The following is a 16,251-nucleotide window of genomic DNA, read 5'->3' on the forward strand; positions in this document are numbered from 1 at the left end:
CTAAAGGGCGGGTAGCCTGCCCGCCATGCCCGGGAACCCGTGGTTCAGCTGGACGTGGGTGGTCGACAACGCCGACCTGCTCGCCACCCGCACCTGGCAGCACCTGCTGCTGACGCTCGAGGCCGTGGCGATCGCCGCGGTGATCGCGGTGCCGCTGGCGCTCCTCGTGGTCCGACGACGGCGCGTGGCCGGCGCGCTCGTCGGCTCCGCCGCCGTGCTCTACACCGTGCCCTCGCTGGCCCTGTTCTCGATCCTCGCCCCGCTCCTGGGCATCGGCCGCACGCCCGTGCTCATCGGCCTGGTGCTCTACGCGCTGCTGGTGCTGCTGCGGCAGACGCTCGCCGGGCTGCAGTCCGTGGACCCGGCCATCCTCGACGCCGCGCGCGGCCTCGGCTACGCGCCGGTGCAGGTCACCGCCCGCGTGCGCCTGCCCGCGGCCCTGCCCGCCGTCGTCTCCGCGCTCCGACTGGCGACCGTGTCGACGGTCGCGCTCGTGACCGTCGGCGTCGTCGTCGGCTACGGAGGCCTCGGTCAGCTCATGTTCGAGGGGTTCCGCAACAACTTCTACCGCGCCGAGATCAGCGCGGCGACGCTCGCGTGCCTGCTGCTCGCGCTCGTGCTCGACGTCGCGCTGTGGGCCGGCGGCCGGGCGCTCACCCCGTGGGCCCGGCGGAGGGCAGCATGAGCGCGCCCGCGGCCGACGTCGTCGAGGAGGCCCTGCGGTACCTCAACGACCCGCTGGTCTGGACCAGGCCGGGCGGGGTGCTCGACCTCCTCGGTGAGCACCTGCTCATGACCGCCGCGGCCGTCGGGATCGCCGCCGCGGTCGCGCTGCCCCTCGGCGCGTGGCTCGGTCACAGCGGGCGCGGGTCGGGGCCGGTGGTCGCGCTGTCCAACACGTCCCGCGCCCTGCCCACCCTGGCGATCATCCTGCTGCTGGCCACCGCCGGGCTGTTCGGCAACACCGCGACCGTGATCGCGGCGGCCGTCTTCGCGATGCCGGTGCTGCTCGCCGGCTCCTACGACGGCGTGCGCGGCGCCGACCCCGCGGCGCGCGACGCCGCGCGCGGCCTCGGCATCTCCCCCGCGCACGTGCTCTGGCAGGTCGAGGTACCTCTCGCCGTGCCGCTCGTCGCGGCCGGCGTGCGCACCGCCGTCGTGCAGGTGGTGGCGACCATCCCGCTCGCGGCGCTCGCGGGCGGGGGCGGGCTGGGGCAGATCATCGCGTTCGGCATGGGCACGCAGCGCTACGGACAGGTCCTCGCCGGAGGGGTGCTCGTGGCGGCCTTGTGCCTGCTGATCGACGGCGTGCTGGCGGTGGCGCAGCGGCTCGCCACGCCGCGTCCCCTGCGACTGGCGGCGGCCCGCCGCTGAGACCTCAGGTCGTGAGGGTTGCCGCTGTCGGTGGCGTGCGATCGAATGGCGCAGATCACAAGCACTGAGCTCCACGCCTTGCCACGACCCAGGAGACGACGATGATCCCCACTCGCACCGCCCGTGCACGCACGCCCGGTCTCGCGCTCGCCGCAGGCGCCCTCCTCCTGCTCGGGGCGTGCGGCTCGCCCGGGTCGGCGTCGAGCAACGCCTCGGGCACCTCGTCCGGGGGGGCCAGCGCGGCGCAGGCCTCGTGCGACCCGGTCCCGGGCAACCAGCTCGTGGTGCTGCAGGACGACAAGCACCTGCAGACCGTCGACAACGTGATCCCGGCCGTCAATGCCAAGACCGCTTCCGACGACCCCGGACTGATCCCGCTGCTCGACTCGGTCTCCGCGGCGCTCGACACCGACACGCTCATCGCGCTCAACAAGTCGGTGGACGTCGACCGGAAGAGCTCCCCGGACGTCGCCGCCGAGTGGGTCAGCTCTGCCGGGCTCGCGCCTGCCGACACGACCGCCGGGAAGGGCAAGAAGGTCTCGATCGGCGCCGCCGACTTCTCCGAGAGCGCCACCCTCGGCAACATCTACGCCACCGTGCTCAAGGCGGCGGGCTACGACGCCAGTGTGGTGACGATCGGCAACCGCGAGGCCTACCTCCCGGCGCTCGAGGCCGGCACGCAGATCCAGGTGGTGCCCGAGTACGTGGGCACCCTCGCCGAGTTCATCAACAAGGACGTCAACGGGGCGAACGCCGCCGCCGTCGCGAGCGGTGACCTCGACAAGACCGTCGCGGCCCTGACGTCCCTCGGCGACCAGGTGGGCCTGAAGTTCGGCACGCCGTCGAAGGCGCAGGACCAGAACGCGTTCGCCGTGACCAAGGCGTTCGCCGACGCGCACCACCTCACCACTCTGTCCGACCTGGCCGGGGCCTGCGGGGGCCTCGTGCTGGGCGCCGGGGCCGAGTGCACCGAGCGGCCGTTCTGCCAGCCGGGCCTCGAGCAGACGTACGGCCTGACGTTCAGCCAGTTCAAGTCGCTCGACGCGGGCGGCCCGCTGACCAAGGCCGCGCTCCAGCAGGGCGAGATCACGCTCGGCCTGGTCTTCAGCTCGGACGGGTCGCTCGCGACGAGCTGACCGACGTCGACGGGCTCGACCACCGGGTGCCGGTGGTCGAGCCCGTCGAGGTCAGCTCACATGCCGTACGCCTCGAGGAACCGCAGCCACACCTCGCTGAGGGTCGGGTAGGCGGGCACCGCGTGCCAGAGCCGGTCGATCGGCACCCGCCCGACGACGGCGATCGTCGCCGCGTGCAGCAGCTCCGCGGCGTCGGGGCCCACGAACGTGGCGCCGACGATCACACGACGCTCGGTGTCCACGACGATCTGGCAGGTCCCGGCGTACCCACGGCCGGTCACGGACGCGCCCGAGACGTTGCCCAGCTGGTAGCTGACTGCCCGCACGGGGAGCCCCTGCTGGTGCGCGACGCGCTCCGTGAATCCGACCCACGCCACCTGCGGCCGGGTGAACACCGCTTGCGTCGCGGCAACGCCGTCGGCGGTGGCCGCGTAGCGCGACCACGGCCGAGGGGCGTGCCCGGGCGCGGGCGGGGTGTCCCCGCGCGTCGGGGCGCCCTCGGTCGACTGGTCGCCGAACCGCGCGGCGACGACGTCGCCCGCGACGCGGCCCTCGTACTTGCCCTGGTGCGTGGTCTGCGCACGCCCCGTCACGTCGCCGCACGCGAACAGCCACCGCCCCTCGGTGTGGTGCGGCAGGCCGAGCACCTCCATCGCGTCGTTGACGACGAGCGGGCGGCCCGGCTCGAGGCCCACCGACTCCACGCCCACGTCCATCGTGCGGGGGACGCGGCCCGTCGCGACGAGCAGCTCGGCGGCGGTGATCGACTGCCCGTCGCTCGTGGTCACGGTGACGGGCCCGCCCGGCTCGGCCCGCTCGACCTTCTGGACGCTCACCCCCAGGCGCAGGTCCACGTCCATCGCCCGCAGCGACTTCGCCACGGCCTCGCCCGCGAACGGCTCGGCGTTCGAGAGCAGGCCGCCGCGGACCAGCATCGTGACGTGCGAGCCGAGGTCGGCGTACGCCGTCGCCATCTCCGAGGCGACCACGCCGCCGCCGATGATGACGAGCGACTCGGGCACCGCCTCGGCGCTCGTGGCCTCGCGGCTGCTCCACGGCGCGGCCTCGTCCAGGCCGGCCGTGTCGGGAAGCATGGGCACGCTGCCCGTCGAGACGATGACCGCGTGGCGGGCGCGCAGCAGGAGCGGGCCCGCGGGCGCCTCGGCGGATGGGTCGTCCGGCGGGTCCACCTGCACGAGCCGCTCCCCCGCGAGCCGCCCGTGCCCGCGCACGAGGGTGATCCCCGCGGACGCGACCCAGTCGGCCGCGCCCGTGTCGTCCCAGTCGCCGGTCATCCAGTCGCGCCAGGCGAGCACCGCGGCGGGGTTCACGCGCATCCCCTCGACCTGCCCGGCGAGGCCTGGCACCGCCGCCGCCGCCGCGAGCGCCGCGCCCGGGCGCAGCAGCGTCTTGGACGGCATGCACGCCCAGTAGCTGCACTCGCCGCCGACCAGCTCGGCCTCCACGAGGGCGACCTTCAACCCTGTCCGGGCCGCCCTGTCCACGGCGTTCTCCCCGACGGGCCCGCCGCCGATGACGACGACGTCGTACTCCTGGGTGACCTGCGCCTGGCCGGCCTGCTCCTGAGTCATAGCCGCATGGTGGCCTAGGTCACGTCCCCCCACAAGGCGGCGAACCCCGGTCCCGCGGCGGGCGTGACGTCGGCCCGGCCCCGAGGTCGGGACCGGGCCGAGGTCACGGCTTCGGCGGTGTCAGTGGCGGGCCACCGCGCGCTCGGCGCCGGCGCCCGTCAGGGAGCGCACCTCCATCTCGGCGAACTTCTCCGGGTGCGGCTTCTCCTTCGACACCAGGGTGCCGACGATCGCCAGCGCGAACCCGAGCGGGATCGAGACGAGGCCGGGGTTCGTGAGCGGGAACACCGCGAAGTCGGCGTCGGGGAACATCGAGGTCTCGGCGCCCGAGACGACCGGCGAGAGAGCGATGAGCCCGATGCACGAGATGAGGCCGCCGTAAATGCTCCACAGCGCGCCCGAGGTGTTGAACCGCTTCCAGAACAGCGAGAACAGGATCGTCGGCAGGTTGGCCGACGCCGCGACCGCGAAGGCCAGGGCCACGAGGAACGCGACGTTCTGGTTCTGCGCGAAGATGCCGCCGACGATGGCGACGGCGCCGATCACGACGACGGTCCAGCGGGCGACCTTGACCTCGGCGTCGGCCTTGACCTCGCCCCTCTTGATCACATTGGCGTAGATGTCGTGCGAGAAGCTCGCCGCCGCGGTGATGGTCAGGCCGGCCACGACCGCGAGGATGGTCGCGAACGCGACCGCCGCGATGATGCCGAGCAGCACCTCGCCACCGAGCGCGAACGCGAGCAGCGGGGCGGCCGAGTTCACGCCACCGGGGGCGGCCAGGATGGCCTCCGGGCCGACGAGCGCGCCGGCCCCGTAGCCGAGGACCAGCGTGAACAGGTAGAAGATGCCGATCAGCCAGATGGCCCAGACCACCGAGCGGCGGGCCTCCTTGGCGGTCGGGACGGTGTAGAAGCGCATGAGCACGTGCGGCAGGCCCGCGGTGCCGAGCACCAGCGCGAGCGCGAGCGAGATGAAGCTGAGCTGCGACGTCGACGTCGCGCCGTACGCCTTGCCGGGCTCGAGCAGGGCCGCGCCGTTCTCGCCGCCCGCGTCGACCGCGCCCTGGAGCACGGCGGACAGCGAGAAGCCGAAGTGCGCGAGCACCCAGAACGTCATGACCGCGGCGCCGATGATGAGCAGCACGGCCTTGATGATCTGCACCCAGGTGGTGCCCTTCATGCCGCCCACCAGGACGTACACGATCATGATGGCGCCGACGACGGCGATCACGAGGTTCTTGCCCGCCTGGCCGTCGATGCCGAGCAGCAGGGCGACGAGACCGCCCGCGCCCGCCATCTGGGCGAGCAGGTAGAAGAACACGACCAGGAGCGTGGCGAGCGCGGCCGCCATGCGCACGGGGCGCTGCTTGAGCCGGAACGAGAGGACGTCCGCCATGGTGAACCGGCCGGTGTTGCGCAGCAGCTCGGCGACGAGCAGCAGGGCGACGAGCCACGCGACGAGGAACCCGATCGAGTAGAGGAAGCCGTCGTAGCCGTTGATGGCGATCGCGCCGCAGATGCCGAGGAACGACGCGGCGGACAGGTAGTCGCCGGCGATGGCGGTGCCGTTCTGCGGCCCGGTGAAGTTGCGGCCGCCCGCGTAGAAGTCGGCGGCGGACTTGTTGTTGCGCGAGGCCCGGATCACGATCACGAGCGTCACGGCGACGAACGCCGCGAAGATCGAGATGTTGACGACGGGGTTGCCGACGTCAGTCGTCGAGGCGGCGAGCTGCAGCGGTGCGGCGATCACAGGTCGGCCCCTTCGATGTGCTGGCGGAGAGCCTCGGCCTGCGGGTCGAGCGAGTTGTTGGCCCAGCGGGCGTAGAGCATCGTGATGAGGAACGTCGTCACGAACTGGCCCAGCCCGAACAGCAGGCCGACCGTGATCGTGCTGTCCCCGATCCGGATGGACATGAAGTCGTGCGCGTAGCTGGCGAGGAGCACGTACGCGAAGTACCAGACGAGGAAGAGCGCCGTCAGCGGGAAGACGAAGCGGCGGAACCTGCTGCGCAGGCCCTGGAACTCCTCGGATCTCTCGACTCTTTGATAGGCGGTCTCGCCGGAAAGCTCGGCGGTGTCGGCCATGATGCCTCCGTTGGCATTGCAGTCGGCAGTCCCGGCACGCACCGTTGCGCACCGTGGAGCGCCCGTAGGGGCGTTCCGGGGGCACACAATGCCGTTCCGCGGCGTGTGACGCAAGCAACACCCGGCGGCCGGATCCGGTCCGGCGGCCTGGTCAGAGACGCACGTACTCCAGGTCGGTCACGGTGCGACCCGCCGCGAGGCCCTTGCGCTCGAACGCGGTGAGCACGCGGCCCTCGAACCGCGGCGCGAGCGCGCCGAGGCCGTGGGCGTTGCGGAAGTCCGGGCTCGCCTCGCCCACCTCGAGCATCTGCTTGGCGTACTCGGCCCAGTCGGTGGCCAGCCGCCACACGCCGCCAGGGCGCAGCACGCGCGCCGCGAGCGCGGCGAGCTCCGCGGTGATCAGCCGGCGCTTGTGGTGGCGGGACTTGTGCCACGGGTCGGGGAAGAAGATCCACAGCTCGTCGACGCCGCCCTCGGGCAGGGCCGTCTCGAGCAGCTCCGCGGCGTTGACCTGGAGCAGGCGCAGGTTGGTCAGCCCCTGGCGGTCGTGGCGCTGGCCGGCTCGGACGATCGTCTGCGCCAGCCCGGGGACGTAGACCTCGACGGCGAGGTGGTCGCGCTCGGGGTGGGCGTCCGCGGCCTCGACGACGTTCTCGCCCTGGCCCGACCCGATCTCGACGACCAAGGGCGCCGTCCGCCCGAAAACGGCCTCGGCGTCGAACGTCCATGCGGGGTCGACGGAGGTGCGGGCGACGGCCCGCGGGACCTCGACGAGGTAGTCCTGCCGGCGCTCGTCCCACGCCTTCTGCTGCGCGGTGGTCAGGCGCCCGCTGCGGCGCACGAAGCTCACGGGCTGCTTGCGGAAGGTGGGCGCATCGGGGGCGGCGAGGGGCTCGGACACCCGTCAAGGGTACGGGGCGGGCCCGACGTGCCGAGGGCCCCGGGCTTGTTTGCGGCTGGGCAACTACGCCGCACACAGGACCCCCCGAGGTCCGTGACTGGCTGGCGGCCAACCCGCGTTCACCGCCCGCTTCACACCAACGCACGCCTCCTGGATGAAGCTCGTCGAGGCCTGGTTCGGCATCGCCAAATGCCAGGGAACCCCGACACCTGTACCCGCGCACGCCACGCTAACGATTCGACGGACGACGGTCCCACGTGGACCTCCCCGAGCTGCTCGAGTAGCTGCGCTCGCGCGGTATTCCTGAGGCGCCTGCTCCATCGGCCAGGGCCGCAACGAGTCCTACTGACTCACGGACGCCGACGGGAAGTGGCGCGTGTCCTACAGCGTGCCCGGGCTCCGGACCAACGAGCGGATCCACCCTCGCGAAGACGCCGCCTGCCGCGATCTCCTCAGCCGCCTACACCCAGGGCTCCGGCAAAGTCGGTCCTGTAGTGCTGTGACCTGCGGTGATGTCAGGCGGTGAGGAGTGTGTGGACGGGTCGGTCGAGGTCGTGGGTGTGGTGTCGCAGCGCTCGGGCGATGCTCGTCCAGGCGTTGCGGCGCAGGACGGCGATGACGGTGTTGCGGATCGCGGCCATGACCTGGGGGCAGGCGCCGACCGCGGACTGGGAGCGGTCCTCGTCGAAGGTGACGTCACGCACCCAGTGCAATCTGTTCTCCACCGTCCAGTGGCCCTGGACCCAGGCGGCCAAGGTGGCCGGGTCTGCAGCCGCGGCGTCGGCGGAGGTGATGACGTAGACGACCTCGACGGTCTTCTTCCCCGCCTTGGTCACGGTGCGGCGTAGCTGGGCGACCTGGGCGGTGTCGTCGAACGCCGTCCCTGCCGCGACGCCGGCGACGTGCATCTTCAGTTCCCAATACGTTCGGTACAACCTTCCTCTCCCTCCGCGGGCGGCAGCGCGGGTGAACGTGGCTCTTCACAGGCCTTTGGGACGGGAGCGTTGGATTTCCCCGCTCCTGGGAGGAAGGCCCGAGGCCGACACCGATACGACGGGGCGACGTTTCGCGCCCCTCCAACCCGGCCTCGGTCAGCGTCTACGGGTCCTCGATCGGCGGCGACCTGGGCTTCACGGTCACCGACGGGACCGCCACCCTGAACCTGGCCGACCCGCACGGCGACACCATCACCACCGTCGCCGTACCCGCCACCGGGAAGCGCTGTCGGCAACGCGGGCGGTGTGCTGCTGACCGAGACGGTCCGCCGGGTCGGCCTGGACGACGCGCTCTCGGCGGAACTGGCCGGCTGGCGTAGGCCGCTCGCGGTGCACGACCCGGCCAAGGTCGTCACGGACCTGGCGATCGCGGTCGCGCTCGGCGGCGACGCCCTGGCGGACGTCGGGCTGCTGCGCTGCGAGCCGGGCCTGTACGGGCCGGTGGCGTCGGACCCGACGGTCTCGCGCACGATCGCCGCCCTCGCGGCGGACGCCGACGGGGCGTTGAAGGCGATCAACGCCGCCCGAGCCGTGGCCCGTACGCGGGCATGGACGCTGGCCGGGGGCCACGCCCCGGACCACGGCGTGGACGCGAGGTCGCCGCTGGTCATCGACCTGGACGCCACCCTCGTGACCGCCCACTCGCAGAAGGAGAACGCCAAGCCGACGTTCAAGCGCGGGTTCGGCTTCCACCCGTTGTGCGCCTTCGTCGACCACGGCCCGGCCGGGACCGGAGAACCGCTGGCCGTCCTGCTGCGCCCCGGGAACGCGGGATCCAACACCGCCGACGACCACATCACCGTGATCAAGCAGGCGCTGGCTCAGCTGCCCGGCCACCGCGCCGGACGCACCCGGGCCTGCCGGAAGGTGCTGATCCGCACCGACGGCGCCGGGTCCACCCACAAGCTCGTGCAGTGGCTGGCGACCCAGCGGCTGTCGTACTCGGTGGGGTTCGTCCTGCCGGACAACACCCCGGACCTGCTCAAGCACATCGACAAGGTGGGTGCGTGGACCGAGGCGTACGACGCCCGCGACCAGGTCCGCGACGGCGCCTGGGTCGCCGAGCTGACCGGACTGCTCGACCTGACCGGCTGGCCGGCCGGGATGCGCGTGATCGTCCGCAAGGAACGACCCCACCCCGGCGCGCAGCTGCGGTTCGAGGACGTCGACGGCATGCGCATCACCGCGTTCGCCACCAACACCCGCCCCGGCGGCAAGCACAACCAGCTGCCCGACCTCGAACTACGCCACCGCCGCCGCGCCCGCTGCGAGGACCGCATCGGCATCGCCAAGGACACCGGCCTGCGCAACCTGCCCCTGCACGGGTACGACCAGAACAAGATCTGGACCGCCATCGTGATGCTCGCACTCGAGATCACCACCTGGATGCAGACCCTCGCACTCACCTCGCACGACGCCCGCCGGTGGGAACCCAAACGGCTACGACTGCGGCTGTTCACGATCCCCGCCACTCTCGCGAAGCGAGCACGCCAGCGCGTACTCCACCTCGCCGAGCACGCACCCTGGGCCACCCTCGTCCAGGACGCACTCACCGCCCTGCGTAGCCTCGGACCAGCACCCGGCTGACCGCCTCACCGGCCCGCCCCGACGATCCCCAGCACGACCCCGGACCTGTGGGACCCCGCGCACCGACCGACATCGGGCACCTTGTCGCACCCACGTGCAAAAATCACGCATCAACGACGGCAACGGCGCCGACCAACACAGGCCCACCCGTCCGATGAAACGTCGAGGCTAGATCGTCTTGTATCCGTCGCGCCAAGACAGGGCATCGACCTCGAGAGGCCAGACTTGCCAGTCTTCGATTCCGTGGAGACGGGCAGCACTCTCGGCTGCCTCCTCGCTGGAGAACACACCTCTGATAATGAGTCCGGTATCTGAAAACTCGTGGCCCTCGTATAGCATCCAGAGCTCACTTCGCTTTCGGTCTCTAGTCATAAAGCCTCGATTCCTCGTCAGCGCGGTACTCGTCGATACGCAGGTCGATAGTGATGAATCCTGCGGGTTCATCGGCGAAGCCGGGGCTGCCGTGGATGCGCTCGGCAGCATTGCGCGCCAGTTTCTCGGACGAGAAGATACCTATGACCTTGTCGTCAGGGCGACGCATTGAGTTCCGATGCCGATGTATAACGAGATATACATGGCCCCCGGTTGCTTCTGGCATTTTTACTCACCCCTACCGGCGCGTAAGGCGCTTCTTGATCTTGCTGTAGTCGGAGCCTGGACCTCGGCCCGCCTTGTTGCCCGCTGCGGGGTATCTCGCTCCCATGATGCGCTTGATCGCCTGCTCGGTGGACTCGCCGGGTCGAATGCGTACGTCGTGCGCCCAACTCGGAATATCGCTAGCGGACTCCTTCCCGCTCTTTTTCGACTGCTTCTTCTGGTAATAGATGTTGCGGAGCTTCGCGCCTGCTGCGGGGAGTCCGTACCAAGCCGCGTAGATGACCACTGTAGCGAGCACCGCGGCTCCGATGATGAGAAGGACGGTGCCGAGTGACAACGATCCCCCGAACGCTGCGGCGACCAACACTGCCTCAGCCATGAGCCCCTGAAGGTCCATCCCGTTGACTGGGTCTTGGGGGTAGGCGTAGGCGGTGGTGTTGCCGCCGGGGACGGGGTCGCGGGAGGTGAACTGGCCGGTGACGGCGTTGTAGAGGCGGGCGCCCATGAGGACCAGCCCGGAGGCGTCCGTGGCGCGTTGCTTGGCGCCGAGCCACCCGTAGGCCAGAGCCCCGGTGTTCGGCCCGGTCTTCGCGCCAGGATCGGCGGTTGTCGCCGTGCCGTCGACGCCCGCTCCGGCGGCGAGGTCGGTGGCCTGGTTGCCGTACTCGTCGTAGCAGGCGACCGCGCCGATGCCGGTGGCGTTCCCGGTGGCGGGCACGGCGACGGTGGTGATGGTGTCGCCGTGCGGGTCGGCCAGGTCCAGGGTGGCTTGCCCGTCGGTGACGGTGAACCCGAGGTCACCGCCGATGGACGACCCGTACACGCTGACCGAGGCGGGGTCGGTCCCGGTCACGGACTGTGCCCAGGACGGGACTCAGCAACGATCCACTAATTATGAACAGTAAGGATCGCGACCACGCAGACGCAAAGTCCAGTCAGCCACGGCACAAGATACCAAAGAGTTCCCCGGAATGTCCGGCTCACCACCACTTCAGTCGAGCCTTCACCCCTCTCGCCAACGGCCTGCAGCTGATTGATGTGCTTCAGTTGGTGGTTCATGATGCTCATCGCCAGCGAGCGTTCTGCGCCGAATAGCCAGATGCGAGGACCTCTTCGAAGTTGAACGCTCGGAAGCGGACCCTCAATGACCTGTTCGATTTGACCGGAACCAACCCACCACGTCGCGATGGGATTGACCACCAGGGTCGACCCGTCGGGCCATGCTTCAATCTTCAGTCGAAGGAAGAAAACACCGACGGTTGCGATGAGGCAGAAGACTGCCATTGCGGCGAAGGAGTCCAGAGTGGTCATGCGTTCCGTGGGGCTGAGAGACGCATAGTTCCAGATCATCCAGGGATCGTTGAGGAAGAATAGACCGATCGAGAATCCGATCAACACAAACCCTGAGACGTAGTTCGTCGTGTTGCGGATAACCTTTGGCTTCATCAATGCCCCGATCTCATCTTGGACATGACCGCGTCGCCGCGCAAGAGCCGGTACCAGCTGCGAACTGGACCGCGTGTGCGCCCCACCGACAACCGGGCATTCACCACCGCCGACACCCCGCCAGCGCCGTTAGATCACCCCGCCTGTCTCGGACCGCCGAAACCTGCGACGAAACACCCCCGTCGCGGGCGCCGACGCCAGCACAGATGCGGCTGCGGCCGCAGGCACCGCGAGCCCGGTCGCGAACACCGCAACCGACGACCCGGGTCGAACGAAGGCCCTCTCGGTGTGGTGCGCCATCAGGGACTCGAACCCCGAACCCGCTGATTAAGAGTCAGCTGCTCTGCCTATTGAGCTAATGGCGCGCGAGGGGAAGGTTACCAGGATCCGGCGGAGGCCCGTGCATCGCTCGCACGGGCCACCGCCGTCGCCGGGCTCGCGTCAGGCGAGCTCGGCCTCCTCCTCGAACGCTCCAGAGAACTGCGACTGGTAGAGCGCGTGGTACGCGCCGCCCAGCTCCAGCAGCTCCTCGTGCGTACCCTTCTCGACGATGTCGCCGTGCTCCATCACGAGGATGAGATCGGCATCGCGGATCGTCGACAGCCGGTGCGCGATGACGAAGCTCGTCCGCCCGCTCCGCAGCGACGCCATCGCGTGCTGCAGCAGCTTCTCCGTCCGGGTGTCGACCGACGACGTGGCCTCGTCGAGAATCAGGATCGACGGCTGGGACACGAACGCGCGGGCGATCGTGACCAGCTGCCGCTCACCGGCGGACAGGTTCGCCGCATCCTCCTCGAGCTCGGTGTCGTAGCCCTGCGGGAGCGAGTGGACGAACCGGTCCACGTATGTCGCCCGGGCGGCCTCGAGCACCTCCTCGTCGGTGGCGGTCTGGCGGCCGTAGCGGATGTTCTCCCGGATGGTGCCGGCGAACAGCCACGTGTCCTGCAGCACCATGCCCGTGCGGGCGCGGGCGTCGTGACGGCTGAGCGCCGTGATGTCCTGCCCGTCGACGACGATCCGGCCGGACTGCGGGTCGTAGAACCGCATCAGGAGGTTGACCAGCGTCGTCTTGCCGGCGCCCGTGTGGCCCACGATCGCGACCGTCTGGCCGGGGCGCACCGTGAACGACAGGTCCTCGATGAGCGGCGCGTCGGGGCTGTAGGAGAACCCGACGCGCTCGAACTCGATGACGCCCTCGCCCTCGGCGGGGGCGGGTGCGTCGTCGGCGTCGGGCTCCTGCTCCGGCTCGTCGAGGAGCTGGAAGACGCGCTCGGCCGACGCCGTGCCGGACTGGACGACGGCGACCATGCCGCCCAGCTGCGACAGCGGCTGGGAGAACATCTGCGAGTACTGGATGAACGCCTGGATCGAGCCGAGGGTCATCGACCCACCCGCCACCATGAGGCCGCCGATGACGGCGATGGCGACGTACGACAGGTTGCCGACGAACGACATCGCCGGCCAGATGACGCCGGACAGGAACTGCGCCCTGAAGGACTGCTGGTACAGCTCCTCGTTCTCCTCGTGGAACCGCGCCTGGAAGTCGGCGCGGCGGCCGAACGTCTTGACCAGGGCGTGCCCGGAGAACGACTCCTCGACGCGAGCGTTGAGGCGGCCGACCTTGCGCCACTGCAGACCGAAGGCCTTCTGCGACTTCGGGCCGATGATGCCGAACACCACGCCCATGAGCGGAAGCGAGATGAGCGCCACGAGCGCGAGCTGCCACGACAGGGTGAACATCATGACCAGCACGCCGATCACGGTGAGCACGGCGGTGATCGCGCCGGAGAGCGACTGCTGCATCGTCTGCGTGATGTTGTCGATGTCGTTGGTCACGCGGGAGATGAGCTCGCCGCGCTGGACGCGGTCGAAGTACGACAGCGGCAGGCGGTTGATCTTCTCCTCGACCTGCTCGCGCAGGCGCCACATGGCCTTGACCATCACCACGTTGGTGATGAAGCCCTGGGCCCAGCCGAGAATCGCAGCGCCGACGTAGATGAACAGCACCGTGACGATGAACCCGCGCAGCACGTCGAAGTCGATCCCCTGGCCGGGGACGAAGTGGTCCATCGCCGCGATCATGTCCGCGAACCGGTCCTCACCCGCCGCGCGGGTCGCCTCGACCGCCTGCTCCTGGGTCATCCCCGCCGGGAAGCTCCGGGAGATGAACCCGGAAAACACCACGTCGGTGGCCCGGCCGAGCACACGGGGCGCCCAGACCGTGAGGATGACGGACCCCGCACCCATGAGGGTGACGATGGTCATCGCGACCTTGTACGGGGCCAGCAGCCCGATCATGCGGCCGAACGACGACTTGAAGTCGCTCGCCTTGCCCGGGGCGACGCCGTCCCACGAGTCCGAGGCGAGCCGTGCCTGCTCGCCCATCTCGATCTCGAGCTTCTCTTCCTCGGTCAGCGCCGGGTCGGTCATGGTCCGCTCGCTCATGCGCCGGCCTCCACGCTCATCTGCGACTCCGCGATCTCGCGGTAGGTCTGGTTCGTCTCGAGGAGCTGCTCGTGCGTGCCGACACCGACCAGGCGGCCGTCGTCGAGCACGAGGATCGCGTCCGCGTCAGTCACGGTGGTGACGCGCTGGGCGACGACGAGCTTGGTGACCTCGGGGAGCTCACGCCACAGCGCATGCCGCAGGTGGGCGTCGGTCGCGACGTCGAGCGCGGAGAACGAGTCGTCGAGGAGCAGGATCGCCGGCCTGCGCAGCACGGCGCGGGCGATGGCGAGCCGCTGGCGCTGGCCGCCGGAGACGTTGGTGCCACCCTGGGCGATCCGGGCGCTGAGCCCGCCCGACATCTCGCGGACGAACTCGGCGGCCTGCGCGATCTCGAGGGCCTTCCAGATCTCGTCGTCCGTCGCGTCCTCGCGGCCGAGGCGGACGTTGGACTCGACCGTCCCGGCGAAGAGGAACGGGCGCTGCGGCACCAGGCCGAGGTTCGCCCAGAGGGTCTCGAGGCTCAGGTCGCGCACGTCGACGCCGCCGACGCGGACGACGCCCGACGTGGTGTCGATCAGCCGTGCGACGAGCGAGACCAGCGTCGTCTTCCCGGCACCGGTCGAGCCGACGACGGCGACCGTCTGGCCGGGCTCGACGCGGAAGTCGACACGGTCGAGGATCGGGATCTCCGCACCGGGATACGTGAAGGTCACGTCGTCGAACTCGATGCTGCCGCGCTCGGTGACCTCGGTGACGGCGTCGGCCGGCTCGTTCAGGGTCGACTCGACCGCGAGCACCTCGCCGATGCGCTCGGCCGAGACGGCGGCGCGCGGGATCATGATCGTCATGAAGGTGGCCATCAGGACGCCCATGAGGATCTGACCCACGTACTGCATGAACGCGAGCAGCGTGCCGATCTGGACGGTGCCGTTGTCGACCTCGATCGCGCCGAACCAGATCACGCCCAGCACGGTGATGTTCAGGATGAACATCGCGCCGGGGAACATGAGCACGAACAGCGAGCCGACCTTGCGGCCCACGACCATCATGTCCGTGTTGGCCGAGCGGTAGCGCGCGGCCTCGATGGACTCCCGCACGAACGCGCGCACCACGCGGATGCCGGTCAGCTGCTCGCGCATCACGCGGTTGAGCGTGTCGAGGCGCATCTGGTAGTTGCGGAACAGCGGCACCATGCGGCCGATGAGGAGGCCCGCGAAGACGAGCAGGAGCGGCACGGAGACCGCGATGAGCCACGACAGCTGGACGCTCTGGCGCAGCGCCATGATGATGCCGCCGATGGCCAGCAGCGGGGCGGTGATGAGCATCGTCGAGCCCATCATCGCGATCATCTGGACCTGCTGGACGTCGTTGGTGTTGCGGGTGATGAGCGACCCGGCGCCAAACTGCGACACTTCCCTCTCGGAGAAGCCGCTCACGCGCCCGTAGACGTCGTCGCGCAGGTCACGGCCCATGGCCATCGAGGCCTGGGCGGCGAACCGGGTCGCGATGATCGCCGCGACGATCTGGGCGAGCGATGCGGCGAGCATCAGCCCGCCGGTCCGCCAGATGTACGCGGTGTCGCCCGTGGCGACGCCGTTGTCGATGATGTCGGCGTTCAGGCCGGGTAGGTAGAGCATGCCCAGGGCGGCAGCGAACTGGAACACCAGCACCCCGCCCAGGAGCCATCGGTACGGGCGCAGGTAGCGCCACAAAAGCTGACGAAGCACGGTTCTCTCTCCACGAAGATCTGCGGTGCTGGTGGGCACCGGGGTGCCGACGCGCAGAAGGGCGGGGCGTCACTCGGAGTGCCGAACGAGCCTACGCACGGGCGGGTTCCAGGGCTAGTGCAAATAGATCAACTCCGGCCACGGCTCGGCCCGTGCCCCGCCTCGGTGCGGGCACTTCGCCGCGCCGGCCGGCGGCGGGGACGACGAGAGCCCCCGTCCGCGTCGGACGGGGGCTCTCGTGGTGGGTGCGCCATCAGGGACTCGAACCCCGAACCCGCTGATTAAGAGTCAGCTGCTCTGCCTATTGAGCTAATGGCGCGCAACGAGGTAGAACGCTACCAGCCCGCCCCGCCGGTCGAAAAAC

At 70.0% G+C, this 16,251-nt stretch carries 14 protein-coding genes and 2 tRNA genes; 4 read left to right on the top strand and 12 right to left on the bottom strand.

Going from position 1 to position 16,251, the window contains the following annotated elements; translation table 11 throughout:
* Positions 1-25 precede the first annotated feature (25 nt).
* The 3 genes from ACO4JP_RS14140 (at position 26) to ACO4JP_RS14150 (ending at position 2,510) form a co-directional block, all read left to right on the top strand.
* The gene (locus tag ACO4JP_RS14140) at positions 26-685 is read left to right on the top strand and encodes an ABC transporter permease (RefSeq protein ID WP_425954619.1); all 660 of its coding nucleotides are present in this window, start codon (positions 26-28) and stop codon (positions 683-685) included.
* Entirely contained in the window at positions 682-1,374 is a 693-nt protein-coding gene (locus tag ACO4JP_RS14145) for an ABC transporter permease (protein ID WP_425954620.1), read from the top strand. Before ACO4JP_RS14140 ends, ACO4JP_RS14145 begins: the two co-directional genes overlap by 4 nt.
* A 101-nt stretch (positions 1,375-1,475) precedes the next feature.
* Complete coding sequence (locus ACO4JP_RS14150) at positions 1,476-2,510, top strand: glycine betaine ABC transporter substrate-binding protein (RefSeq protein WP_425954621.1); 1,035 nt, start codon at positions 1,476-1,478, stop codon at positions 2,508-2,510.
* Between the two features lie 56 nt (positions 2,511-2,566).
* Here the strand turns inward: ACO4JP_RS14150 and ACO4JP_RS14155 are convergent, their stop codons facing one another.
* From ACO4JP_RS14155 to ACO4JP_RS14175, 5 genes are all read right to left on the bottom strand, one after another.
* A complete protein-coding gene (locus ACO4JP_RS14155) occupies positions 2,567-4,102 on the bottom strand; it encodes a dihydrolipoyl dehydrogenase family protein (RefSeq protein WP_425954622.1) in 1,536 nt (511 codons plus the stop codon).
* 120 nt (positions 4,103-4,222) lie between these two features.
* Positions 4,223-5,851, bottom strand: a complete 1,629-nt coding sequence (locus ACO4JP_RS14160; protein WP_425954623.1) for a solute symporter family protein — start codon at positions 5,849-5,851, stop codon at positions 4,223-4,225.
* Positions 5,848-6,186 (bottom strand): DUF485 domain-containing protein, encoded by a 339-nt coding sequence (locus ACO4JP_RS14165; RefSeq protein ID WP_425954624.1) that lies wholly within the window; start codon positions 6,184-6,186, stop codon positions 5,848-5,850. Before ACO4JP_RS14165 ends, ACO4JP_RS14160 begins: the two co-directional genes overlap by 4 nt.
* Positions 6,187-6,337: 151 nt before the next feature.
* On the bottom strand, positions 6,338-7,087 hold the full coding sequence (gene trmB / locus ACO4JP_RS14170) for a tRNA (guanosine(46)-N7)-methyltransferase TrmB (RefSeq protein ID WP_425954625.1): 750 nt from the start codon (positions 7,085-7,087) through the stop codon (positions 6,338-6,340).
* Between the two features lie 515 nt (positions 7,088-7,602).
* Positions 7,603-8,022 carry an ISAs1 family transposase gene (locus ACO4JP_RS14175; RefSeq protein ID WP_425954626.1) on the bottom strand — a complete coding sequence of 140 codons (420 nt, stop codon included), beginning with the start codon at positions 8,020-8,022 and terminating at the stop codon, positions 7,603-7,605.
* Positions 8,023-8,328: 306 nt separating this feature from the next.
* Between ACO4JP_RS14175 and ACO4JP_RS14180 the strand changes: the two genes are divergently transcribed.
* Positions 8,329-9,669 (top strand): IS1380 family transposase, encoded by a 1,341-nt coding sequence (locus ACO4JP_RS14180; protein ID WP_425954627.1) that lies wholly within the window; start codon positions 8,329-8,331, stop codon positions 9,667-9,669.
* 364 nt (positions 9,670-10,033) lie between these two features.
* Here the strand turns inward: ACO4JP_RS14180 and ACO4JP_RS14185 are convergent, their stop codons facing one another.
* The 7 genes from ACO4JP_RS14185 to ACO4JP_RS14215 form a co-directional block, all read right to left on the bottom strand.
* Complete coding sequence (locus tag ACO4JP_RS14185) at positions 10,034-10,210, bottom strand: hypothetical protein (protein WP_425954628.1); 177 nt, start codon at positions 10,208-10,210, stop codon at positions 10,034-10,036.
* Positions 10,211-10,279: 69 nt separating this feature from the next.
* The gene (locus tag ACO4JP_RS14190) at positions 10,280-11,119 is read right to left on the bottom strand and encodes an RHS repeat-associated core domain-containing protein (protein ID WP_425954629.1); all 840 of its coding nucleotides are present in this window, start codon (positions 11,117-11,119) and stop codon (positions 10,280-10,282) included.
* 35 nt (positions 11,120-11,154) lie between these two features.
* A complete protein-coding gene (locus tag ACO4JP_RS14195; RefSeq protein WP_425954630.1) occupies positions 11,155-11,712 on the bottom strand; it encodes a hypothetical protein in 558 nt (185 codons plus the stop codon).
* 289 nt (positions 11,713-12,001) lie between these two features.
* A tRNA-Lys gene (locus ACO4JP_RS14200) sits at positions 12,002-12,077 on the bottom strand.
* Between the two features lie 76 nt (positions 12,078-12,153).
* A complete protein-coding gene (locus ACO4JP_RS14205; protein ID WP_425954631.1) occupies positions 12,154-14,157 on the bottom strand; it encodes an ABC transporter ATP-binding protein in 2,004 nt (667 codons plus the stop codon).
* Entirely contained in the window at positions 14,154-15,887 is a 1,734-nt protein-coding gene (locus tag ACO4JP_RS14210) for an ABC transporter ATP-binding protein (protein ID WP_425954632.1), read from the bottom strand. Before ACO4JP_RS14210 ends, ACO4JP_RS14205 begins: the two co-directional genes overlap by 4 nt.
* 246 nt (positions 15,888-16,133) lie before the next feature.
* Positions 16,134-16,206: transfer RNA gene (locus tag ACO4JP_RS14215), tRNA-Lys, on the bottom strand.
* Between the last annotated feature and the right edge of the window lie 45 nt (positions 16,207-16,251).

The organism is Xylanimonas sp. McL0601, from assembly GCF_049852175.1.
Taxonomy (GTDB): domain Bacteria; phylum Actinomycetota; class Actinomycetes; order Actinomycetales; family Cellulomonadaceae; genus Xylanimonas.

What these genes read in the sequence shown, in the direction of transcription:
- ACO4JP_RS14150 (WP_425954621.1), top strand. Translation starts at nt 1,476, where the DNA reads ATGATCCCCACTCGCACCGCCCGTGCACGCACGCCCGGTCTCGCGCTC.
- ACO4JP_RS14205 (WP_425954631.1), bottom strand. Translation starts at nt 14,157, where the DNA reads ATGAGCGAGCGGACCATGACCGACCCGGCGCTGACCGAGGAAGAGAAG.
- ACO4JP_RS14155 (WP_425954622.1), bottom strand. Translation starts at nt 4,102, where the DNA reads ATGACTCAGGAGCAGGCCGGCCAGGCGCAGGTCACCCAGGAGTACGAC.
- ACO4JP_RS14185 (WP_425954628.1), bottom strand. Translation starts at nt 10,210, where the DNA reads ATGCGTCGCCCTGACGACAAGGTCATAGGTATCTTCTCGTCCGAGAAA.
- ACO4JP_RS14140 (WP_425954619.1), top strand. Translation starts at nt 26, where the DNA reads ATGCCCGGGAACCCGTGGTTCAGCTGGACGTGGGTGGTCGACAACGCC.
- ACO4JP_RS14165 (WP_425954624.1), bottom strand. Translation starts at nt 6,186, where the DNA reads ATGGCCGACACCGCCGAGCTTTCCGGCGAGACCGCCTATCAAAGAGTC.
- ACO4JP_RS14145 (WP_425954620.1), top strand. Translation starts at nt 682, where the DNA reads ATGAGCGCGCCCGCGGCCGACGTCGTCGAGGAGGCCCTGCGGTACCTC.
- ACO4JP_RS14195 (WP_425954630.1), bottom strand. Translation starts at nt 11,712, where the DNA reads ATGAAGCCAAAGGTTATCCGCAACACGACGAACTACGTCTCAGGGTTT.